Origin of the sequence: Pseudomonas sp. UBA4617, assembly GCF_002386445.1 — a bacterium.
In the GTDB taxonomy this organism is placed as follows: domain Bacteria; phylum Pseudomonadota; class Gammaproteobacteria; order Pseudomonadales; family Pseudomonadaceae; genus Aquipseudomonas.
Genome location: NZ_DGIR01000035.1, coordinates 92,340 through 112,748, shown reverse-complemented (window position 1 = coordinate 112,748; position 20,409 = coordinate 92,340). Strand labels below are relative to the sequence as shown.

20 protein-coding genes, 1 pseudogene and 1 riboswitch are annotated in these 20,409 nt (G+C 64.0%); of the genes and pseudogenes, 4 read left to right on the top strand and 17 right to left on the bottom strand.

Translation table 11 applies throughout. The annotated features are described in order from the left end of the window. Positions 1-1,010: 1,010 nt before the first annotated feature. From B4L76_RS15715 to B4L76_RS15705, 3 genes are all read left to right on the top strand, one after another. A complete protein-coding gene (locus B4L76_RS15715) occupies positions 1,011-1,235 on the top strand; it encodes a hypothetical protein (protein ID WP_225776701.1) in 225 nt (74 codons plus the stop codon). A 249-nt stretch (positions 1,236-1,484) separates the two neighbouring features. After that, positions 1,485-1,967 (top strand): hypothetical protein, encoded by a 483-nt coding sequence (locus B4L76_RS15710; RefSeq protein ID WP_296233741.1) that lies wholly within the window; start codon positions 1,485-1,487, stop codon positions 1,965-1,967. Between the two features lie 147 nt (positions 1,968-2,114). Then, positions 2,115-3,395, top strand: coding sequence for an OmpP1/FadL family transporter (locus tag B4L76_RS15705; RefSeq protein WP_296233740.1), 1,281 nt, complete (start codon positions 2,115-2,117; stop codon positions 3,393-3,395). Between the two features lie 42 nt (positions 3,396-3,437). On the opposite strand, the gene B4L76_RS15700 is transcribed toward B4L76_RS15705, so the two are convergent. Continuing rightward, positions 3,438-4,367 carry a LysR family transcriptional regulator gene (locus B4L76_RS15700; RefSeq protein WP_296233739.1) on the bottom strand — a complete coding sequence of 310 codons (930 nt, stop codon included), beginning with the start codon at positions 4,365-4,367 and terminating at the stop codon, positions 3,438-3,440. Positions 4,368-4,481: 114 nt separating this feature from the next. Here B4L76_RS15700 and B4L76_RS15695 point away from each other — a divergent pair, with 114 nt between their 5' ends. Then, the gene (locus B4L76_RS15695) at positions 4,482-4,742 is read left to right on the top strand and encodes a DUF2798 domain-containing protein (RefSeq protein WP_296233738.1); all 261 of its coding nucleotides are present in this window, start codon (positions 4,482-4,484) and stop codon (positions 4,740-4,742) included. 118 nt (positions 4,743-4,860) lie between these two features. Here B4L76_RS15695 and B4L76_RS15690 read toward each other — a convergent pair whose 3' ends face one another. From B4L76_RS15690 to B4L76_RS15615, 16 genes and pseudogenes are all read right to left on the bottom strand, one after another. Further along, the gene (locus B4L76_RS15690) at positions 4,861-5,412 is read right to left on the bottom strand and encodes a glutathione peroxidase (RefSeq protein ID WP_296233737.1); all 552 of its coding nucleotides are present in this window, start codon (positions 5,410-5,412) and stop codon (positions 4,861-4,863) included. Between the two features lie 46 nt (positions 5,413-5,458). Next, on the bottom strand, positions 5,459-5,581 hold the full coding sequence (locus B4L76_RS15685; RefSeq protein WP_296233736.1) for a hypothetical protein: 123 nt from the start codon (positions 5,579-5,581) through the stop codon (positions 5,459-5,461). Then, the gene (locus B4L76_RS15680) at positions 5,578-6,780 is read right to left on the bottom strand and encodes an MFS transporter (protein WP_414707202.1); all 1,203 of its coding nucleotides are present in this window, start codon (positions 6,778-6,780) and stop codon (positions 5,578-5,580) included. The genes B4L76_RS15685 and B4L76_RS15680 overlap by 4 nt, the downstream gene beginning before the upstream one ends. 63 nt (positions 6,781-6,843) lie before the next feature. After that, positions 6,844-7,248 carry a MarR family winged helix-turn-helix transcriptional regulator gene (locus tag B4L76_RS15675; protein WP_296233735.1) on the bottom strand — a complete coding sequence of 135 codons (405 nt, stop codon included), beginning with the start codon at positions 7,246-7,248 and terminating at the stop codon, positions 6,844-6,846. A 61-nt stretch (positions 7,249-7,309) separates the two neighbouring features. After that, positions 7,310-8,423, bottom strand: a pseudogene (locus B4L76_RS15670) (glycoside hydrolase family 5 protein). Between the two features lie 199 nt (positions 8,424-8,622). After that, entirely contained in the window at positions 8,623-9,345 is a 723-nt protein-coding gene (locus B4L76_RS15665; protein ID WP_296233734.1) for an adenosylcobinamide-GDP ribazoletransferase, read from the bottom strand. Position 9,346: 1 nt separating this feature from the next. Then, positions 9,347-9,913 carry an alpha-ribazole phosphatase family protein gene (gene cobC / locus B4L76_RS15660; protein WP_296233733.1) on the bottom strand — a complete coding sequence of 189 codons (567 nt, stop codon included), beginning with the start codon at positions 9,911-9,913 and terminating at the stop codon, positions 9,347-9,349. Continuing rightward, positions 9,910-10,965, bottom strand: a complete 1,056-nt coding sequence (gene cobT / locus B4L76_RS15655; protein WP_296233732.1) for a nicotinate-nucleotide--dimethylbenzimidazole phosphoribosyltransferase — start codon at positions 10,963-10,965, stop codon at positions 9,910-9,912. The genes cobC and cobT overlap by 4 nt, the downstream gene beginning before the upstream one ends. After that, the gene (gene cobU / locus B4L76_RS15650; protein WP_296233731.1) at positions 10,962-11,483 is read right to left on the bottom strand and encodes a bifunctional adenosylcobinamide kinase/adenosylcobinamide-phosphate guanylyltransferase; all 522 of its coding nucleotides are present in this window, start codon (positions 11,481-11,483) and stop codon (positions 10,962-10,964) included. The genes cobT and cobU overlap by 4 nt, the downstream gene beginning before the upstream one ends. A 1-nt stretch (position 11,484) precedes the next feature. Beyond that, positions 11,485-12,939 carry a cobyric acid synthase gene (locus B4L76_RS15645; RefSeq protein ID WP_296233729.1) on the bottom strand — a complete coding sequence of 485 codons (1,455 nt, stop codon included), beginning with the start codon at positions 12,937-12,939 and terminating at the stop codon, positions 11,485-11,487. Beyond that, positions 12,936-13,928 carry a threonine-phosphate decarboxylase CobD gene (gene cobD, locus B4L76_RS15640; protein WP_296233728.1) on the bottom strand — a complete coding sequence of 331 codons (993 nt, stop codon included), beginning with the start codon at positions 13,926-13,928 and terminating at the stop codon, positions 12,936-12,938. The genes B4L76_RS15645 and cobD overlap by 4 nt, the downstream gene beginning before the upstream one ends. Continuing rightward, complete coding sequence (gene cbiB / locus B4L76_RS15635) at positions 13,921-14,829, bottom strand: adenosylcobinamide-phosphate synthase CbiB (protein WP_296233727.1); 909 nt, start codon at positions 14,827-14,829, stop codon at positions 13,921-13,923. Before cbiB ends, cobD begins: the two co-directional genes overlap by 8 nt. Continuing rightward, the gene (gene bluB, locus B4L76_RS15630; RefSeq protein WP_296233726.1) at positions 14,826-15,476 is read right to left on the bottom strand and encodes a 5,6-dimethylbenzimidazole synthase; all 651 of its coding nucleotides are present in this window, start codon (positions 15,474-15,476) and stop codon (positions 14,826-14,828) included. The genes cbiB and bluB overlap by 4 nt, the downstream gene beginning before the upstream one ends. Next, positions 15,473-16,768: a cobyrinate a,c-diamide synthase gene (locus B4L76_RS15625; RefSeq protein WP_296233725.1), complete on the bottom strand. Its 1,296-nt coding sequence runs from the start codon at positions 16,766-16,768 to the stop codon at positions 15,473-15,475. The genes bluB and B4L76_RS15625 overlap by 4 nt, the downstream gene beginning before the upstream one ends. Then, positions 16,765-17,376 (bottom strand): cob(I)yrinic acid a,c-diamide adenosyltransferase, encoded by a 612-nt coding sequence (cobO, locus tag B4L76_RS15620; RefSeq protein ID WP_296233724.1) that lies wholly within the window; start codon positions 17,374-17,376, stop codon positions 16,765-16,767. The genes B4L76_RS15625 and cobO overlap by 4 nt, the downstream gene beginning before the upstream one ends. A gap of 119 nt (positions 17,377-17,495) precedes the next feature. Then, positions 17,496-17,715: riboswitch (cobalamin riboswitch) on the bottom strand. A gap of 63 nt (positions 17,716-17,778) precedes the next feature. After that, entirely contained in the window at positions 17,779-20,313 is a 2,535-nt protein-coding gene (locus B4L76_RS15615) for a dermonecrotic toxin domain-containing protein (protein ID WP_296233722.1), read from the bottom strand. Between the last annotated feature and the right edge of the window lie 96 nt (positions 20,314-20,409).

The window sequence follows — 20,409 nt, the reverse complement described above, 5'->3', positions numbered from 1 at the left end:
ATCCACTGCCATGCTTACCCCGAATGATCCTGGATGATTGCTGCGCAGCTTATCAGCAAACGCTTGCGGCGCGGATTACGCAACAGCAGAGGGCCACCCCCTCTTGCTGCGTCCAGCTGGGGCATTTTCCACAACATTGCAAAAAGTTTTCAGCGATCTTTTCTTGACGTTTTCAAGTGAATGGATCGAGGCCCTGTTGGAGCCTGGCGATTGTCGAACAGTTCATTACCTTGCTGGCACGCCCGTCCTAGAGCAAGCGCTTCGGACAATCCACAGTTCCTGTGGATAACTCGGTGGACAACCCCCTCCCATACCCCGCAAACCCCCGCAGATCGGGGCTTTCGGTCAAACTGACGATTTTTTCACCAGCTGAAAATAGTGTTTTTTTTCATTGACTTAACCGCCCAGTCAAGGCATTGGCGAGCGCATCGCAGCCTGTTGCCAAGCCGTTACAAGCGCCGTTGCGAGTGTGAACAAGTCCACCCTGGAACCTTCATTTGGGTGCAGGGAGAGGACATCAGATCGGTTCCGGGTCATCTGGCCCCCTTCCAGGCCTGGAAAATAAGCGCCATACTGCGCGGCTAACCTGAACAAGCCTGTGATGCTTGCCAAGCGCCTGCATTTCCGGTAAGGTGCGCCTCGTTAGTACCAAGCTGAAAGTCAATTCTGGCCTCAAGCGTCCTTGCAGACCCACACCGCCCAAGTGTGAGCTGCTGAAACCTGGACCGGCCCATTCGATGATTCACTCGCCAGCCTTGCGCTGCCCAAGCACGAATCACGTGACAGATTGATCAGGATCCCACCCCGACGGCCTAGAACCTTCGCCCCGGCGTGCTGCCTGCCCTCTGAAGTACCTACCAGTCAGCCCAAGCGCCCACTTTTTTGATTGCGCCCCCTCTGGCTGCCCTGTTCCAGTCAGGTTCGTTCGTCCCTTAATAAAGGCGTCACTGGAACGTTTCTATCATGCACGGATCATAACCCCCGTGTTTAAAGCAGGAACCTCCAACAATATGCAAACCCATCATCAAATTCAGGCTGCCATTGGCACCCTTTCCCAGGCCTTCTCGCCGCTGAAGTGCCTGATCGTTGCCCCCCGCAAGGGCAGTTTCAGCTTTACCCTGGTAGACGAACATGGCGTCGCCTGCCACACCGAGCGCCTGTACCCCGAGCAGTACAGCCGCAGTGAACCGCTGCAAGCGGTCATCGACCGCACCCGTCAGTCGCTCACCGCGTGAACGATGAATACGGCGGCATTCAAGCGCTGAATCATCCCATCGCAAGCCTGCCTGAACGATGCCGGCGTAATTGCCGTAAGGCATATAGCCCGGTACGTCAGGCAGCAATCGATTTAAAAACAGCCTTTTACACGACCATTATCACACTACACTTCAACTCGAGCGGTACTTGCCGCTTCCGGCGGGCCTGATCATTCACTAGCTGCCAAGCTCCAGCGCCCGTCCGGCCCTTAACTGGTCGAGGGCATCATGGGTATCGCGGCGAATGAATTGTGTCAGTATGTGATCCGACCCACCCTGGTCTACCTGAATCGTCATAGCGCCAGCGCCGAAGCCTTGCTGCTGGGCATCGCCGCCAGCCAGTCGGCCTTGGGCTCGGCCCTGCACGACCGGCGCGGACATGGCTTGTACCGCATCGGCGAACATCGTCATCAAGCGCTGTGGGACGATTACCTGGCCCGCGATCCCGACCTGGCCAGCCTGGTCCGCGGCCTCGCCAGCCAGCACGCCTTCCTCGGCGGCCCGCACCTGGAACTTGCGGTCAACCTGCGTTACTCCACCGCCATTGCCTGGATGCTGGTCGAAGCGCAGGCCGCCCCCTTGCCCGCCGCCGATGACCTGCTGGCGCAGGCGCGAATCTGGCGCCAGGTTTTCAACCCACAAGGCCGCCTGCGCGATTTCACCCACGCTTGGCACACCTGCATAAACCAGAAATTGCCGCAGGCATCTTAAGACTCCTCCTACAAGATTCCCGAAAAAAAGGGAACTTTGGTCGGATTGTCCTACAAAACCGCTCTATCTCCCTCGATCGCGGCTATAGCGCGACGCGTGATTTGTTGGTAGCGTTTCGCCCCGGAGATCCCAAGGAGTTTTCTAATAATGAAAAAAGTAATGCTCAAAACCTCCCTCGGCATTGCCGTTGCTCTTGCTTCGAGCCAGTTGCTGGCCGCCGGGTTCGCGCTGAACGAACAAAGCATCAGCGGCATGGGAACCGGTTTTGCAGGGCGTTCCTCTTCTGCCGAAGATGCCAGTACGGTGTACGGCAACCCTGCCGGCATGTCGCGCCTGAAGCGCGAACAGGTTACCGTGGGTGGCGCAGCCGTCATTGCCAAGACTGATATTTCGGGCCGTGGTAGCAATTTCGGGGGGGAAACCGATGGCGACATGGTCCCGCTCGTGGGCGTACCAATGGGCTACTACGTCAAACCGCTCGATGAACACTGGAGCGTGGGCTTCGGCGTTTACGTGCCATTCGGTCTGATCACCGACTACGGCAGCGGTGACGCGGCGCGCTACTGGGGCAAGAAGAGCAAGGTCGAGGTCGTCACCTTCCAGCCAACCATCAGCTATGCCTTCAACGACAAGGTATCGATCGGTTTTGGCCCGACCATCAACCGCATCAAGGGTGAACTCGGCTCCAACCTGAGCAGCAAGGCCCTGCTGGGCCCCAACGGCCCGGATGGCGAGGTGAAGATCAAGGGCGACGACACCGCGGTCGGCTACAACATCGGTGTTCTGGTGCAGGCTACCGACCGTACCCGCCTGGGCCTGACCTACCATTCGATGGTCGACTACGAGCTTGAAGGCAACACCCGTGTTTCCTACCCGATTCCACAGCTTGGCCTCAGCGGCAGGTTCGACGCCAGTCTGAAGGTCAAAACCCCGGAGTCGGTGGACTTCTCGATCACCCATGAACTGGATGACCACTGGACGCTGTACGCAGGTAGCACCTGGACGCGCTGGAGCCGCCTGGAAAGCATCATCGTCAAGAACGACGCACCATCGGCCTACCCGCTGCAAACCATCACCGAAGAGCAGAACTGGCATGACACCTGGGCCCACGCCATTGGTGCATCCTACAAGGTGAACAAGGAGTGGACCCTGCGTGCAGGTTTCTCGGTCGACCAGTCGCCTACCAACAACCACGATCGCTCGCCACGCATTCCGACTGGCGATCGTAAAGCGGTCAGCTTTGGTGCCGGCTGGAGCCCGAACGACGACATGACCATCGATGTGGCCTACTCGTACCTGTGGGAAGAGGATACCAAGGTCAACAACGTGTCGGGCTCGCCGACCCAGCAGGCGCTGAAAGGCACCTACCAGGCCAAGTACGAGAACAGTGCACACGGTATTGGTGCATCCCTCACCTACCGCTTCTGATTCGTATGCGCCACATGAAAAACCGCCCTGGTGGCGGTTTTTTCATGCCTGCGATTGCCAGCTGTCACCCAGGCATTCTCGCAGGTAGTCCATGAACGCGCGGACTTTTGCGGTCATGGCAAAACGGTCGGCCAGGCACAGGTAGATATCCATCGGCTCAGTCTGGGCATAGGCCTGGCCGCTGTCGCGGTATTCGAACAACGGTACCAGCGCGCCAGAGGCCAGGTGCGGCCGTACGATGAACTCGGCCAAGCGGGTGATGCCACCATTGTGCAGTGCCATCTGGGTCAGGGCATCGATGTCATCGCTGATCAATACGCTACCGAACTCAGCCTCGAAACGTAGCCCGTCACGCATGAACCCCCAGCGCAGGAAACGTCCATCCACGGGGTAGCGGAACACCAGGCACCGGTGATCACGCAAGGCTTCGGGTGTGGCCGGCACGCCGGCGCTACGCAGGTAACCGGGCGAGGCACAACAAACGAACGGTATACGGGCAATGTGCCGGGCCAGGATGTGGTCTTCCAGCTGCGGCGTAATGCGCAGGCTTACATCCACGTCTTCCCGCGCATGGTTGACCCGACGATCAGTCGTTACCAGTTCTATCGATAACAGGGGGTAGCGGGCACTGAACGCGGGTATCAGCGGCGCCAGCACGTGGCGGCCGAAGGCGGAGGTCGAGGCAATGCACAAACGTCCCTGGGGCTCGCTGTCGGGGGTAGTAACGGCTTGCTCGGCCAGGGCCAGGTCGCGTTCGACGTGCCGGACACGCTCATAGTACTGAGTTCCGGCGGGGGTCAGCGCCATGCTGCGGGTAGTGCGGCTGAGCAGGCGCACCTGAAGGTGGCTTTCCAGGCGTGCCAGGTTCTGGCTGACCGCAGCCGGGCTCAGGCCCAGGTTGCGAGCGCCGGCGGCGATGCTGCCGGCTTCGACCACCTTGATGAAGCTGCGGATGGCATTGAGCAGATCCATGCTTGGCTCTTGGATTCGTAAGAATCTCTTTATAAAGAACTCACTTTGGCTGGTCTACAGTTGCAGTCAGGTGCGTTGCTAACCTGTGCCTCCACCTACCTTTCAGGAGTTCGCATGAGTAACCTGTCGCAGGCGCGCAGCCGACGCAAATTGCACCCGGGCGCCACGCCCTACGTTTTTGCCTTTTACATGTCGTCGATCATGGCGCTGTTGATGTGCTTCGTGATTACGGCGGCCAATGCCGGGATAACCCCGGATTACCTGAGTAATGTATTGAAGGCGTATCAATTGGCGATGCCGGTGGCGTTCGTTTGCGTATTGATGGTCAGGCCGTTGGTGGTGCGGTTAGTGGCGATCACGGTGCATGCGAAGTGAATAACCCGTAACCCGCCACGCTACCTGCTGGCAATACAAACCAGCGCTGATTCGCTTTCAGCCAGAGGCTATCGCGCACCTGGAAGCAAAAGCCCGCGCGCATGCAAGCGCGGCTACATTACGGCTGCGAGGCGATAGCCTTTTCAATGGCGGCCCGGAATTCCGGATCATCCGGCTTGGTCAGGCTGGAGAAATTGCCTATCACCTTGCTCTTGCGGTCGACAACATACTTGTAGAAATTCCACTTCGGCGCACTGCTCTGGCTGGCCAGGTCTGCGAACAGCGGAATCGCATCCTTGCCCCGCACCGGCTGCGCCTTGGTCATGGTGAAGGTGACCCCATAGTTGGCATAACAGACCTTGGCCGTGTTCTCGCTATCGGCATCTTCCTGCTTGAAATCGTTGGAGGGCACGCCAAGCATTTCCAGGCCTTGTTGGTGATACGCCTTGTAAGTCGCCTCCAGGCCTTCGAACTGCGGCGCGAAGCCGCAATAGCTGGCCGTATTGACCACCACCAGCGGCTTGCCGGCAAAACGCTGGCACAGGTCGACCTGCCCCTTGCCGCGCAACTCTGGCAGGCTGCCCTGCAGCAAGGCCGGGCAATCGGCAGCCCAACTCGAGGCGCTGGCAAGCAGGGCCAGTAACGGTACCGTCAAGCAATGTGAACGCATGGTTCGTTTCTCCTGCAAACCAATCCTTGAGCTTGCAGGGTAGCGCCTAACAAACACTCATGCCCAGTTGCATCAACGCCATCCCGCCCTCGTGCCAGCCCCACCAGACCAACGCCAGCAGCAACAACGCGGCAACGGCCAACAGCCCACGGGCCAGGTAGCGGTTCATGCGGCCTGGGCCTGGAGGCGTGCGACCGGGCGCTCGCGCACGGGCCAGCTGAGGGCGGCGGCCAGCAGGCTGAGCAGGATGGAAACCTGCCAGACCAGGTCGTAGCTGCCGGTGCGGTCATACACCACCCCGCCCAGCCAGCCCCCGAGAAACGCACCCAGCTGGTGGAACAAGAAAACGATACCGCCAAGCATGGACAGGTTGCGCACACCGAAAAGCGTGGCCACGGTACCGTTGGTAAGCGGCACCGTGGAAAGCCACAACAAGCCCATGGCGATGCCGAACAGATAGGCACTGAACGCGCTCACCGGCGCCCACAGGAACAGCACGATGACCACCGCACGCAGCAGGTACAGCCCGGTCAGCAGACGCGGTTTGGACATGCGCCCGCCGAGCCAGCCTGCGGTGAAAGTACCGACGATGTTGAACAGGCCGACCAGCGCCAGCACCGTGGTCCCGGTGCTCGCGGGCAGATGTTGGTCTACCAGGTAGGCCGGCAGGTGCACACCGATGAACACCACCTGGAAACCGCAGACGAAAAAGCCCAGGGCCAGCAACCAGAAGCCGGTATGCGAACAGGCTTCGTGCAAGGCCTGGCCCAGGGTCTGTTCCGTGCCATGGCTGGGCAACGGGCGGTCACGCAGCAAGCCGACGAAGGGCACGATCAGTGCAACCAGCAGGCCCAGCACCAGCAGCGCCAAAGACCAGCCCAGCCACTGGATCAGGCCAAGGGTACCCGGCAGCATGGCGAACTGGCCGAACGAGCCGGCGGCACTGGCAATACCCATGGCCAAGCTGCGCTTGTCTGCCGGCACGGCGCGCCCGACGACACCGAGGATGACCGAGAACGAAGTGCCGGACAGGCCGATGCCGATCAGCAGGCCGGCACTCAGCGACAGCGACCAGGCCGAGTCGGCCATGCCCATCAGGATCAGGCCCGCGGCGTAGAGGATGCCACCGATGATCACCACCCGCGCCGCGCCGAGGCGGTCGGCCAGCGCACCGGCAAAGGGCTGTGCCAAGCCCCAGATCAGGTTCTGCAGGGCGATGGCAAAGGCGAACACCTCACGCCCCCAACCGAAGTCGGCGCTCATCGGCGCCAGGAACAGGCCGAAGCCATGCCGCACACCCAAGGACAGCGCCAGGATCAACGCCGCCCCCAACAACACCCACCCGCTGGTTCGCCACACCGAAGTCATTGTCGTTATCTCCAGCACATCGCAAGGTTTTACGGGTATATACCCGCTTATGGTCGCATCAGTTCAAGCCAGCAGGCCCAGCAGCCGCACCAGTTCATCCCGCTGCCCCGCTCCCAAGCGCTCCACCAGTCCGGCCTGGGCTCGTTCCCAGGCCGGATGGGCAGCCTGTAGCAGTTGCGTAGCGGCATCGGTCAACAACACAACGCGGTTGCGCTGGTCATCGCCATCAGCCAGGGCTACCAGCCCTTCGGCCTCCAGCACTCGCAGGTTGCGGCCCAAGGTACTGCGCTCCAGGCCCATGGCCTCGGCCAAGGTGGTGATACTGGGACGGTCGAGCCGTTGCAGGTGGCGCAACAGGGAAAACTGCGCAACATTCACTCCGAAGCCGGCGAGGGCCTCGTCGTAATGCCGGCTCACCCCACGGGCGGCGCGACGCAGATGGGTACAAATACATTCACTGGTCAGCATGGATACGTGTATATACCCGCATACTGGGCGTTGCAAGATATTTCGTGGTCTACCGGCGAACTCAATCCGGCTTCAAGCGCTTGCGGATCGGTTCGAATTCCGCAGTGGCCTTGCGCGGCAGCGGGTCCGGTGCGCCCTGTTCGATCGCCTGCCAGTAGCGCCATGGCACCTTGGTTGAGCCCAGTTCGTAGTCCATGCCATCCCAGTTGTCTTCCCGAAAACTGTAGAACGCCCAGTGCAAGCGATTGCGCTCCAGCACGCCGAGCACGTCTTCCAGGTATTGCCGGCACCCGGGCAACCTACGCATGCAGCCAAACTCAGCCACCACCAGGCGCTCACGCGGCACCTTCATGGTTTCGGCCCAGTCGAGCGGTTGGCGCAGGTAGCGTGCCACCCGCTGGCCGTCCCACTGTTGGGTTTGCTGCGAACGGTGCCGGGCCGGGGTAAGCCAAGGGGCGCTTGCGCGTCATGTTCAGCGCACTGGTGACTGCGTATGGCTCGTACATGTGCACGCTGTACAGCAGCCGCCGGTCGCCCAAGGGAGCTGGCCAGTAGGCAAAGGCGTCGGCGGCAGCAAACCAACCGGCATCGAGCATGACCGGCGTCTCGGCGTCTTCCTCACGAATGGCCGCTATCAGTTGTTGATACAGTGCCGGCAAATCACGCGCGCTACCCTGCGCCCGCGTATACCACTGCTGCATTTGCCCGGCGTCGGCATGCTCGGCCAGGCCACCGTACTTCTCTGGAGCGGGTTCGTTGACCAGGTTGTACGCCGCGATGGCGGGATGGCTCTTCAACTCGCGGGCCAAGTCACGCCAGAAGGCGGCAGCCTGCAGCCAGTAGCGCTTGTCCTGCCAGAGGCGGTCGTCGAACCGGCCCTGGTTGTTTTGCGACCAGCGCATGCCGGGTAGCGAGAGTGGTGCGATGACCACCTTGAGCCCGGCCAGATGGGCACGGTCGAGCGTGGCGCGCAGCGTGGCCAGGTCAGCAGCCGGCAGGCCTTGATAGGCATCGGCATCGCCAAGCAGGAAGTCACGCCTTGCCGGTTGCCACTTGTCGTAGGACAGCCGCACCCAGGTCGCGCCATAGCCGCGCAAGGCATCGAAGTAAGCTTGGCCAGGGGGTAGCCGGTTGAAGCTGTTGCCACCGTGGCGCGGGGTGTTCCAGAACGCAATGAGATCCGCCGCGGTAACAACAGGCCCGACGACCAACAATACTATCCCAAGTATGACGTGACGCATGCGACCCCTCCTCGCACGTTTGCGCAAGGCCGAGCATACGCCTGCGAACGATAGCGGCGTCTGCCAAGCTTTTTCGGGAGGTTACCGCCACATTCAGACCAGAAAGGGCCTACAGAAACGCCTTACGCGCAAATTACAGGCCCAACGCCAATCCCAGCACTACGGCCAGTTCGAGCAGCTCCAGCAGTGCCCCTGCGGTATCGCCGGTGGTTCCACCGAGGCGCCGCCACATCAGTTGCCGCAACCCGCCGAAAACGGCCAGCGCCAGCACCACGATCCACCCACCCAGGGCCAGACAGAACAGTGCACAAGCCAACAGCACCCAACCGGCCGCAGCGCGGGGCAGATGCTCGGCCAGCGCCTGTCCCAGACCGCCTGGGCGCACGTAGGGTGTACTCAGGAACAGCCCGAGCATCGCCGCCCGCCCGATCAGCGGTGCCAGCAGCAACTGCGCCCCGGTACCCTGCTCAATCAGCACCCACAGGGCACAGAACTTCAGCAACAGCACCAGAATCAGGGTGACCACGGCAATCGGCCCGCTACGCGGATCTTTCATGATCTGCAGGGTGCGTTCGCGGTCGCCGAAACCGCCCAGCCAGGCGTCGGCACTGTCCGCCAGCCCATCGAGGTGCAAGGCACCGCTGAGCAGCACCCACAACGCCAGCAGCAACGCTGCATGTAGTGGCGCCGGGGCCCCCTGCAGCCAATGGCTGACCAGCCACAGCAACAGACCGAACAGCAACCCCACCAGCGGATAGCACAGCAGCGAGCGCCCCATGTCGGCTGCTGCGGGCATGCCCGGCAGGCGCACCGGCAAGCTGCTGAGAAATTGCAAGGCAATCCAGAACGGCAACATTTCAGCGCCCTTCGATCCAGTGGCCGTTATCACCCGGCACCAGCCGCATCAATGCAGCGTGGCCGACCTCTACCTGCAGCAACTGGGCCTTTGGCAAGCCACGGGCACGGGCCAGCAACAGCCGCATCACGCCGCCATGGGTGATCAGCAACACACGCTTGCCGGCATGCTCGAGGCTGAGCCGCTCGACAGCCGCCAATACACGCTCGGCAAACGCCGCCACCGGCTCGCCATTGGGCGGGGTAAACCCGTACGGGTCTGCCCAGAAGCGCCCCAGTGCATCCGCCTGGTGTTCCATGATCTGCGCCGCGCTGCGGCCTTCCCAATCACCGAAATGCAGCTCCTGCAGGGCCGGCTCAAGCTGCACCGGCAAGTTCAGGCGTGCACCCAGTTCATCGGCAAAACGTGCACACCGCTGCAGCGGCGAACTGACCAGCACCTGCCACGGGCCGGCTTCGGCCACGGCATCGCGCATCTGCGCCCAGCCTTTGTCGGTCAGGGCATCATCGAGGCTCCCACGCAAGCCGCCGTGCACTGTTTCACCATGGCGCAGCAGGTCGAGGATCATGCCGGGCGGTCCGCCACTGCTGCTTCGGCAAAGGTCGCCATCTGCCCGTGCAGGGCACAGGCCAGGCGCAACAACGGCACCGCCAGAGCCGCACCACTGCCCTCGCCCAGGCGCAGGCCCAAAGCCAGCAACGGTTCGGCCTGCAAGGCCGCCAGCACCGTCTTGTGCCCAGGCTCCGCGCCCTGGTGGGCGAACAGCAGCCAGGCCCGGCACTGCGGGTTCAGGCGCACCGCCAGCAGCGCGGCAACGCTGCAGATGAAACCGTCCACCAGCACCGCGATACCCGCCTGCGCGCAGCCCAGGTAGGCCCCCGCCAACGCGGCGATCTCGAAGCCGCCTACACAACCCAGCGCCTGCAATGGCGCTTCGGCGCGCAGGCGATGCAGGCGCAGCGCCCGCTCGATGACCTCGGCCTTGTGCCGCACACCGGCGTCATCCAGGCCGGTGCCCGGACCGCTCAGCTCGATGGCCGGGCAGCCCAGCAGCACGCTGGCCAGGGCTGCGGCGGCGGTGGTGTTGCCAATACCCATCTCGCCGCCAATAAACAGCTGTGCGCCCTGGTCGGCAGCGCGCAGGGCGCTGTCGCGGCCGGCTTGCAGTGCGGCCTGCAACTGGTCATCCGTCATCGCTGGCTGGCGGGCGAAGTTGGCCGTGCCGGCGCCCAGGCACAGATGGCGCACGCCAGGCAGCTGCAGATGCGGGTCGATGGTACCCAGGTCGACCACTTCCAGGCTGGCCTGAAGCTGGCGCGCCAGCACGCTGATTGCCGCGCCGCCGCCGACGAAGTTGCGCAGCATCTGTCCGGTCACCGCTTGCGGGTAGGCCGAGATGCCCTCTTCGACTACGCCGTGGTCGCCGGCAAACAGGCTGATGGCAAGCTGATCCAGGTTTGGCTTTTCACGCCCCTGCAGGCCAGCCAGCTGGATGGCCAGGCTTTCCAGCTGGCCGAGTGAACCGGCGGGTTTGGTCAACTGCTGCTGACGGGCGCGGGCCTGCTCCATGGCGGCGTTGTCGAGGGGTTGGCAGGCGTCACGCCACCAGGCTTGAGTCATAGTGCAGGTCCTTTGAGCATTAAAGGCAGGCCAGCCACCGTCAGCACCACGCGCTGGCAGCGTTCGGCGACGGCCTGGTGCAACCAGCCGGCCAGGTCGACATAGCGCCGGGTCAGCTCGCCCATGGGCACGACGCCCAGGCCGGTCTCGTTACTGACCAGGATGACTGTACCCGGCAACTGCTCCAGGCAGGCCAGCAGCGCATCACGCTCCTCGGCCAGGCGCTGGTCGTCTTCGAGCATCAGCAGGTTGGTCAGCCACAGGGTCAGGCAATCCACCAGCAGGCAGCGCCCTTCGGCCGCTTCAGCGCGCAGCACGGCAGCCAGGGCCAGGGGCTCTTCGATCAGGCCCCAGTCTGCGGGGCGGCGCTGACGATGCAATCGCACGCGGGCATTCATTTCACCGTCCAGCGGCTGGCTGGTGGCGATGTAGGTCACCGGCAGGCCACTGGCGCTGGCCAGCTGTTCGGCCAGGCGACTCTTGCCAGAGCGGGCACCGCCGAGGATCAGGTTGAGCATGTCAGGCGACCCCACAAAGCTGGCGCAGGCGCGCAGTGTCCAGGTGCTTTTCCACCAGGTCGGCCAGGCGTTCGATGTCGCGTTCGCGCAGGGCCTGGTAATCGATGCTCTGCACGTCCTCCAAGCCAGCCCAGCGCAGCAGCGCAGCGCACGACTGGCTACTTTCGAACAGGCCGTGCAGGTAGGTGGCAAGCACCTGGCCATCGGTACTGACGGCACCATCGCAACGGCCATCGGCCAACTGCACGGCAGGCTGCTCCAGTGCCGGCCCACTGGTGACGCCGGCGTGAATTTCATAACCGGCAACCGGGACGGCTTCAAGCGTCAGCGTGCCGGCAATGTTGCGCAGCTGCTTGTCGGCTTCGAGCACCGTGGCGTAATCGAACAGGCCAAGCCCGGGGCTCGAGCCGGCAGCACCTTCGAGACCGAGTGGGTCATGCACTTCGCGGCCAAGCATCTGCAGGCCGCCGCAGATTCCGATCAGCTTGCCTCCATAGCGCAGGTGCCGTGCGATGGCCTTGTCCCAGCCGCGTTCGCGTAGCTGCGCCAGGTCGCCGCGCACGCTTTTCGAGCCCGGCAGGATGATCAGGTCGGCAGCCGGGATCGCCTGGCCCGGGCCGATGAACTGCAGGTCCACCTGCGGGTGCAGGCGCAGCGGGTCGAAGTCGGTGTGGTTGCTGATGCGTGGCAGCACCGGGACGATTACCTTGAGCACGCGCCCGGCCTTGGCTCCCTGGCGTGCATCGATGCCGTCCTCGGCTTCCAGGTGCAGATCGCTGACATAGGGCAGCACACCCAGCACCGGTTTGCCGGTGCGCTGTTCCAGCCAGTCCAGCCCTGGCTGCAGCAAGGCAATGTCGCCACGGAAGCGGTTGATGACGAAGCCCTTGACCCGCGCCTGCTCGCTGGGCGACAGCAACTCCAGCGTGCCCACCAGGTGGGCAAACACGCCGCCGCGGTTGATGTCGGCGACCAGGATCACCGGGCAGTCCACCGCTTCGGCAAAGCCCATGTTGGCAATGTCGCCGGCTCGCAGGTTGATTTCCGCCGGCGAACCCGCGCCCTCGACCATGACCACCGGCCAGGCAGCGCTCAGGCGCTGGTGCGAAGCCAGCACCGCCTGCATGGCGACGGCCTTGTAGTCGTGATAGGCCACCGCGTTCATGCTGGTGACGGCGCGACCATGAATGATCACCTGGGCGCCGGTATCACTGTTGGGCTTGAGCAGCACCGGGTTCATGTCGGTGTGCGGTTGCAGCCGGCAGGCCTGGGCCTGTACTGCCTGAGCCCGGCCGATTTCCCCGCCATCTGCGGTCACCGCGCTGTTCAGGGCCATGTTCTGCGGCTTGAATGGCACCACGCCGACACCCTGGCGCAACAGCCAGCGGCACAGCGCAGTCACCAGCGTGCTCTTGCCTGCGTCGGAGGTGGTGCCTTGCACCATGAGGGTGGTCATGCCATTTCCTTCTGATAGGCCGCCAGGGCCTGGGCCAGGCGCAGTTCATCTGCTTCACAGGCAGGCAGCCCCAGGCGTAGCGCCGATGGCTGCTCGAACAGGCGTACCAGGATGCCACGGCGGGCGAGAAAATCGTGCAGTTGCGATGCGCGCTCGCAGCGCACGTACTGGAACAGCTCGCAACCGCCGCTGGGCGCCAGGCCGGCGCGCTCCAGCAGCACGGCCAGCCGCTGGCTGGCGGCGGCGCAGCGTTCAACCTGCATGCGTTGGCTGGCATGGTCGGCAAGGCTGGCCTGGGCCAGTACCCGGGTCGGGCCGTTGACAGTCCAAGGGCCGAGCAACTCGGCCAGGCGCAGCAGCAGGCTGCGTTCGGCGGCGACGAAGCCCAGGCGCACGCCGGCCAGGCCGAAGAACTTGCCGAACGAGCGCAACACGATAAGGCCCGGGCGCTCGGCATCGCCGACTACGCTGTCGGCCGGGGTGTTGTCCATGAACGCTTCGTCGACCAGCAGCCAGCCACCGCGGGCGGCCAGGCGCGCGTGCCACTGCAGCAGGCGTTCAGGCGGCACCCGGCAGCCGGTCGGGTTGTTCGGGTTGACCAGCACCAGCACGTCGAGGCTGTCCAGCGTCGCCTCGACCTTGGCTTCGTCCAGCTCCAGCAGTTGGTGCCCAGCCCGCTGCCAGGCGTACGGGTGCTCGGCATAGCACGGTGCGAGCACGCCCACACGACACGCTGTACGGAGCAACGGCAGGGCCTGGATCGCGGCCTGCGAACCGGCTACCGGCAGCAATTGGCGGGCGCCATAATAGGCGCGCGCAGCCTGCTCCAGGCCGTCCTCGGTTTCCGGCAGGCGAGCCCAGGCCTCCAGCGGAATCGGCGGGATCGGAAAAGACCACGGCGCAATGCCGCTGGACAGGTCCAGCCACTGTTCCCGGGCGATACCGTATTGCCGGACCGCACGCAGCAGGCGGCCACCATGTTCAAGCATTGATGTAAGCCCCCAGGCAGATCACCAGCAACCACAGCCACACACCGCGCTGCACCAGCCCCCAGCCACGCTCGATGGCCTCGGCATCGGCCATTGGCCCTTGCCCCAGGCGCGGTCGCTCATGCAGCTCACCGTGGTACACCGCCGCGCCCCCCAGTTCCACCCCCAGCGCGCCCGCACCAGCGGCCATCACCGGACCGGCGTTGGGGCTGTCCCACAGCGGGCCTTGCTGGCGCCAGCAGGCCAGGGCCAGGCGGGTCTTGCCAAGCAGCGCATAGGTCAGCGCTACCAGCCTGGCGGGGAGATAGTTGAGCACGTCGTCGACACGTGCCGCGCACCAGCCGAAGCGTTCGAAGCGTTCGTTGCGATAGCCCCACATGGCGTCGAGCGTGTTGCTCAGGCGATACAGCACCACGCCCGGCGCGCCGGCCACGACGAACCAGAACAGTGCGGCGAACACTGCATCACTACCATTTTCCAGCACCGACTCGGTGGCCGCCCGGGCCACGGCGGGCTCGTCCAGCTCGCGGGTTTCGCGGCTGACCAGGAAACCCACGCGGCGCCGCGCCTCTTCCAGATCGCCCTGGCGCAAGGCATTGGCGACGGGCAACACGTGCTCGCCCAGGCTGCGCAGGCCGACGGCGCAGTACAGCGCCAGCACGTCGACCAGCCAGCCGATGTACGGCAACCAGGACAGGATCAGGGCCACCAGGGTCAACGGAACCACCGCCAGGAACCACGCGCTCACACCGTGGCTGCGCCAGCCGCGCCCACCGGCATTCAGGCGGCGCTCGAGGTTGCCGGCCAGGTTGCCAAAAGCCACCAGCGGGTGGCGCCGCTGCGGTTCACCCAGCAGGGCATCCAGCGCCACCCCGGCCACGGTCAGCAAGGCCACGCTCATTGGCGCTCTCCCCATTGGTTCTCGAACAGCATTTCGCTCAAGGGCCGTTCCTCAGCCCAGTTTTCCAGCACCAGCATTGGTGCCGGGTAGAACTCGGTGACCGGGCCCAGGCACAGTATCGCGACCGGCTTGGCTCCAGCCGGCATGCCCAGCAGCGTGGCCAAGGCCTGCGGGTCGAACAGCGACACCCAGCCCAGGCCCAGCCCTTCGCAACGGGCCGCCAGCCACAGGTTCTGAATAGCGCAGGCCAGCGAGGCCAGGTCCATTTCCGGCAGCGTGCGGCGGCCAAAGATATGGGGTTCGCGGTTGTCCATCAGCGCGGCCACCAGCAATTCGGCGCAGTCGTTGATACCTTCCACCTTCAGCTTCATGAAGGCGTCGGAGCGTTCGCCCAGGGCCTCGGCAGTGCGCACCCGTTCGGCTTCCACCAGCGCCTGGATCTGCGCGCGCAGGTCAGGCCGGCTGATACGAATGAATCGCCAGGGTTGCATCAGGCCGACGCTGGGCGCCTGGTGCGCAGCAGCCAGCAGGCGGCCGAGCAGCTCCGGAGCCACCTCGCCAGCGGCGAAATGGCGCATGTCCCGGCGCTCGCCGATGGCGCGGTAGATCGCGGCGCGCTCGGCATCGCTGTAGGCGTGTTTGCTCATGGTCGCAACAGCGCCACCACCGCATCCGGATTGGAGGGAAAGTAGAAATGCACGTAGGAAGCCGTCAGCCGCCCCAGGCGGTACACCGCTTCGTTGCCACGCCCACCGTTGGGGCTCAGGCCACGGGCAATCGGCTCCAGCGCGGTAGTGGTCAACGAGTGGTGATAGGTGTGCCCACGCAAGGTGCCCTCCGGCAGCTCCACGACCTGCAACGCCAAGGCTGCCAGGCGCTTTTGCAGGGTCGCCTCGCCTGGCAGCAGGCCGAGCAGCTCGGCCCGCGCGCCGGCTACGTCGGTCAAGGCATCGAGCAGGTACAGCATGCCGCCGCACTCGGCCAGCAAGGGCTTGCCCTGGGCGTGATGAGCCCGGATCGCTTCGTTCATCGGCGCATTGGCGGCGAGGGCGTGGTGGTGCAGCTCAGGATAGCCACCGGGCAGGTACAGGCTATCCACCGCTGGCAATGCGCGGTCATGCAATGGCGAGAAGAACTCCAGGTGCGCGCCAAGCGTGCGCAACAGGTCAAGATTGGCACCATAGATGAAGGCGAACGCCTCGTCCCGTGCCACGCCGATACGCACACCGGCCAGCGGCGTGGCGCGGGGTTGTGGTACAGGCTCGGCAAACGCCACCGGCGGTGGCAAGGCGGCGTCGCAGCTCGCACCGAGTGCCTCGGCGGCGGCGTCCAGGCGTGCATCCAGGTCGTTCAGTTCGCTGGCCTGCACCAGCCCCAGGTGACGGCTGGGCAGCTCGATGCCGCGCTCGCGGGACAAACCACCATACCAGCGCAGCCCTTCGCTCAGGCTACCTTCCAGCAGTTGAGCATGGCGCAGGCTGCCCACCCGGTTGGCCAGCACGCCGGCGAACGGCAGGTCGGGCTGGTAGCGCGCCAGGCCCAGGGCCAGGGCACCGAAGGTCTGCGCCATGGCCGTGCCGTCGATCACCGCCAGTACCGGTACACCGAAATGGCGGGCCAGGTCGGCGCTGGACGGGGTACCGTCGAACAACCCCATTACCCCTTCGATCAGGATCAGGTCGGCCTCGCCGGCAGCGTCCCAGAGCAAACGGCGGCTTTCCTCGACGCCGATCATCCACAGGTCGAGCTGGTACACCGGCGCACCACTGGCCCGTTCGAGGATCATCGGGTCGAGAAAGTCAGGCCCGCACTTGAACACCCGCACCTTGCGCCCGCGGTTGCGGTGCAGGCGGGCCAGGGCGGCGGTAACGGTGGTCTTGCCTTGGCCGGAGGCCGGTGCCGCGATCAATACGGCGGGGCAATGACGGGGCTGGCTCACAGTTCGACGCCCTTCTGTGCACGGATACCGGCCTGGAACGCATGCTTGAGCATGCCCATCTCGGTCACGGTGTCGGCCAGCTCGATCATTTCAGGTTTGGCGGCGCGGCCCGTGACGATCACATGCTGCATCGGTGGGCGCGCCTGGATGTCGGACAGCACCTGGTCAAGGTCGAGGTAGCCATGCTTGAGGGCGATGTTCAGCTCATCCAGCACCACGAACTGGACGCCCGGGTCCTGCAGCAACTGGCGCGACACGGCCCAGGCCGCTTGTGCGGCGGCAATGTCGCGCTGGCGGTCCTGGGTTTCCCAGGTAAAGCCCTCGCCCATCACGTGGTAGCGCACCTGCTCCGGAAAGCGACGGAAGAACAGCTCTTCGCCGGTGCTGTTGCGGCCCTTGATGAACTGCACCACACCGCACTGCATGCCATGCCCCAGGGCGCGCGCGAGCATGCCAAAGGCCGAGCTGCTCTTGCCCTTGCCATTGCCGGTCAGCACCAGCAGCAGGCCGCATTCGTTGGGGGAATTTGCGATGCGTTCGTCGATGATCGCTTTCTTGCGCTGCATGCGCGCCAAGTGACGTTCGTCGCGTTCGGTGGACTCGCTCATCAGGTTCTCCGCTGGCTGGCGCCACGGCAACGCGCGACGACAGGTAATAGGCGGGCAGACGGAGAACGCGCAGAGGCCATGGCCGCGAGCCACGGTGCACCGCGCATCACCCTCCGTGATGCCGTTGGCAGTATCAGGCCGGTCTCCGGGCTTGTGAGCGGGCGTTCGCCCAAACCTGCGCGCCTTCCCGGGCGCTGGCACCCAGTGGCCCTGCGCGGCCGCGTCTCACCTACCGTTGCGGGGGCAGCGCCGGAATCGCACCTTGCTGGCGCCCACCGGCTTCCCAGTTTCACCCTGCCCAGACAGCGCTGGCAGGACACCTGAAACACGCGCGAAGGTTAGAGGGTTGCACCGGGAGCGTCAATCGAAGCGGGCGCCTTTGCTGCCGAACGAGGCCTTGCGCTAAAACACGGGGAAGAACCGCTGTGCCAGCGCCGGTGTCCTGAAGCGCTCGCGATACCGCTGGGCATCGAATGCTTCGCCGGTTCGCAGGTCGTGGACCACGCCCGATGCGGGCCTGGTCGTACGGCTGAGCGTTACCAGGATGAAGTGATAGTCGGCACCATACACCTGCTCAAGCTTGTCGACGCGAAAATACTGGCCCGGCAGGAACAGCGTTTCAGCTTCATCCCAGTACAGGGAAAACGGGCTGATCGGCGTACCGCCACCATAGCGACCGGCAGGGAGCTGAAAGATCACCGAACTGTCGTCGAATGTTCTCGCCACGCTCGCAGCCTGCTGGCTGGCAGTACGGGTGGCAAATTCGACACCTATATAAGGGTTTTCGGTAAATGCAGTGAGATCGGTGGTGATCAGCGCATCCCCGACCCGCAACTGGCCGCTACGGTATAGCCCGGCTCCGGTACCACGCGTGGCATGGCCACCACGATACAATGTCACCGCATTGCTTTCCGGCAGCCGCTGCAGCGAGTCGGCCAGGTTGGCGATGTAGCTGTCCTCATCGCCATAACGGTATTGCCCATGGCGAAACACATCGTTCACTTGCGACTCGTCGCTGGTGTAGTACTCGATCAGCGAGTTGAAGTATTGCCGGCCGTGGCGATAGGAATACTCGGGCGCGCCGTTGACCATGACACAGTCCAGGCCATGTTCATCCAGGTCGGGGACACGCTCCGGCTCGAGGGCAGGAATCGGCCACGACTCCAGCAACGCCTTCTGCCGCCTCAAGGCGTTTGCCGCCAGCCGCTTGCTGCGCAGCCCATCAAGGCGCGTATAAGTATCCCAGAATGCAGAATTGACATCTGCCACCCCCTCGATCGGAGGCGGGTTGCCCCCTGTCAACCGCGGTGGGACCAGCAACTCCCATTCGCCATTCGCGTTCAGCCGCACGGGATGCAGGGGGCCAAATGCGTAAGGGTTGTCAGCCGGCACAATCAACCAGCAGCCCAGGTCGTGGCTATAGCGTACGCGGTAAGACAGACCGTTCAGCGAGATCCAGCAACTGCCATTGCTTTGCACCAGCACGCCTTGCAGGCGCCCCGCCTCGCCCACGTCTCCGGACAGCAGGCCATTGCTTTCCAGCCCTTCTACCGGCAGCGTTGCCGACCCCTGCACTTGCCAATCCGCGAGCGATGCCCCTGATTCATGCTCGGGCACCTCATAGGTGAGCGAATCGAAGCTGGTCTGGAAACCAAGGTCGGCCAGGCCCAAGGCAGCCAGCAGGGTGTCGATCATGGCCGCTCGCAACTCAGCCTTGCGCGTCTGCGCGTCCGGCTCGTACACCGCCGCATCCACTTCCAGCGCAAGCTTGCCGACTGTCACTCCCAGCATGATCCACAGCAAGGGACGCCCCAATGGCGCAAAACTGCCAAAAACCTTCAGGAAGGCAGCCAGGTAACCTTGCCACAGGGCCTTGCGCAACTCGGCATTGCCGACCATCAATGTCGCCTGTTGCTGCATCTCGGCAGACGCCAGGCTCGCCAGGTAAGCGAAGAATTCCTGATTGAGCGGCCGTTTGATAACGTCGAGCAGCGTGAGCGCCGCCTGTTCCGTTTGGCTATCGGCTATGGCGCGCAGGTGCGCGGCGGCGGTCCTGTTGCTATCTGGATCGTGTATCCGGCTGGCGTCGATGAACAGTTGCAAGCGTTGCGATACCTGGAGTTCAGCCCGCAGCCACTGCGCCATGGCTTGTGCCGACTCAAATGCTCTCAGCGCTTCCTCGGCCCATGGCAGGTACAGGATTACCCGGCCGTCCTCGGCGTGCAGGCTGTAAAGGCAGCCGCGGTCATCCTGATGCAACGCGTAGCGGCAAACCTGCAGGGGGCTGCGGCGGCTGTCACGTGCCAGCATGGCCGGGGTGGGCAAGCCATCGACTGGCAGGTCATCGGCCACCATGGCCCGCAATCGCGAATGGTCCAGCCCGCCGATGCGCCCGACACGCAATGCACTGGCGGCCTGCCCCAGCAGATTGACCTTGGCCAAAGTCCGAAAATGCCGGCCATGCTTCTCCCAAAACGCCGTGATGCGCTGGCGATAGAAGGCGGCAAAGTCCAGCGCCCACAAGTCGTCATGCACATCGCTAGGCAGCATCGGCACTTCGTTACGTTCGTCGAACGTTGGGGCATGCGCGCCCTGCCGGTAGAAACCGCCGTAGGTGTTCAACTCGTCACTGGCTTCCTGGAAGCCAGAGTCGAAACGCTCGATGACCAGTTCCGGCAGCCGCAACGATTTGCTTGGCGGCCCGGCATGCTGCCAGCCAGTGAAACTGCGTGGGCTGCTGACGCTGGTACCCTCGAACTGATGCCACCACACGAAACGCGGGTCCATCGCCCTGCCGGTGCGCCTGAGCAGTATGCCAGCAGCCTTCTCGGCGGCCAGTGCGGAGGGATCGGGATAGTCACGGATGACTTCGTCCACCAGTTGCACCAGTGGATGGGCTGCGTCAGCCGCATCCAGGCCACGTTCGACTCTTTGCAAAACAGTACTCATCATCACTCCAGGTTTACTTGATCCTGTAGCGATGCTGACCTGTGCTGCCACTGTCGGGTGGTAGCGGCATAGCCCCTGAGGCCA

What these genes read in the sequence shown, in the direction of transcription:
- cobU (WP_296233731.1), bottom strand. Translation starts at nt 11,483, where the DNA reads ATGCTCAACCTGATCCTCGGCGGTGCCCGCTCTGGCAAGAGTCGCCTG.
- B4L76_RS15705 (WP_296233740.1), top strand. Translation starts at nt 2,115, where the DNA reads ATGAAAAAAGTAATGCTCAAAACCTCCCTCGGCATTGCCGTTGCTCTT.
- cobO (WP_296233724.1), bottom strand. Translation starts at nt 17,376, where the DNA reads ATGAGCGAGTCCACCGAACGCGACGAACGTCACTTGGCGCGCATGCAG.
- B4L76_RS15690 (WP_296233737.1), bottom strand. Translation starts at nt 5,412, where the DNA reads ATGCGTTCACATTGCTTGACGGTACCGTTACTGGCCCTGCTTGCCAGC.
- B4L76_RS15695 (WP_296233738.1), top strand. Translation starts at nt 4,482, where the DNA reads ATGAGTAACCTGTCGCAGGCGCGCAGCCGACGCAAATTGCACCCGGGC.
- B4L76_RS15700 (WP_296233739.1), bottom strand. Translation starts at nt 4,367, where the DNA reads ATGGATCTGCTCAATGCCATCCGCAGCTTCATCAAGGTGGTCGAAGCC.
- B4L76_RS15685 (WP_296233736.1), bottom strand. Translation starts at nt 5,581, where the DNA reads ATGAACCGCTACCTGGCCCGTGGGCTGTTGGCCGTTGCCGCGTTGTTG.
- B4L76_RS15675 (WP_296233735.1), bottom strand. Translation starts at nt 7,248, where the DNA reads ATGCTGACCAGTGAATGTATTTGTACCCATCTGCGTCGCGCCGCCCGT.
- cbiB (WP_296233727.1), bottom strand. Translation starts at nt 14,829, where the DNA reads ATGAGCGTGGCCTTGCTGACCGTGGCCGGGGTGGCGCTGGATGCCCTG.
- B4L76_RS15715 (WP_225776701.1), top strand. Translation starts at nt 1,011, where the DNA reads ATGCAAACCCATCATCAAATTCAGGCTGCCATTGGCACCCTTTCCCAG.
- B4L76_RS15665 (WP_296233734.1), bottom strand. Translation starts at nt 9,345, where the DNA reads ATGTTGCCGTTCTGGATTGCCTTGCAATTTCTCAGCAGCTTGCCGGTG.
- bluB (WP_296233726.1), bottom strand. Translation starts at nt 15,476, where the DNA reads ATGAGCAAACACGCCTACAGCGATGCCGAGCGCGCCGCGATCTACCGC.
- B4L76_RS15680 (WP_414707202.1), bottom strand. Translation starts at nt 6,780, where the DNA reads ATGACTTCGGTGTGGCGAACCAGCGGGTGGGTGTTGTTGGGGGCGGCG.
- cobD (WP_296233728.1), bottom strand. Translation starts at nt 13,928, where the DNA reads ATGCTTGAACATGGTGGCCGCCTGCTGCGTGCGGTCCGGCAATACGGT.
- B4L76_RS15710 (WP_296233741.1), top strand. Translation starts at nt 1,485, where the DNA reads ATGGGTATCGCGGCGAATGAATTGTGTCAGTATGTGATCCGACCCACC.
- cobT (WP_296233732.1), bottom strand. Translation starts at nt 10,965, where the DNA reads ATGACTCAAGCCTGGTGGCGTGACGCCTGCCAACCCCTCGACAACGCC.
- B4L76_RS15645 (WP_296233729.1), bottom strand. Translation starts at nt 12,939, where the DNA reads ATGACCACCCTCATGGTGCAAGGCACCACCTCCGACGCAGGCAAGAGC.
- cobC (WP_296233733.1), bottom strand. Translation starts at nt 9,913, where the DNA reads ATGATCCTCGACCTGCTGCGCCATGGTGAAACAGTGCACGGCGGCTTG.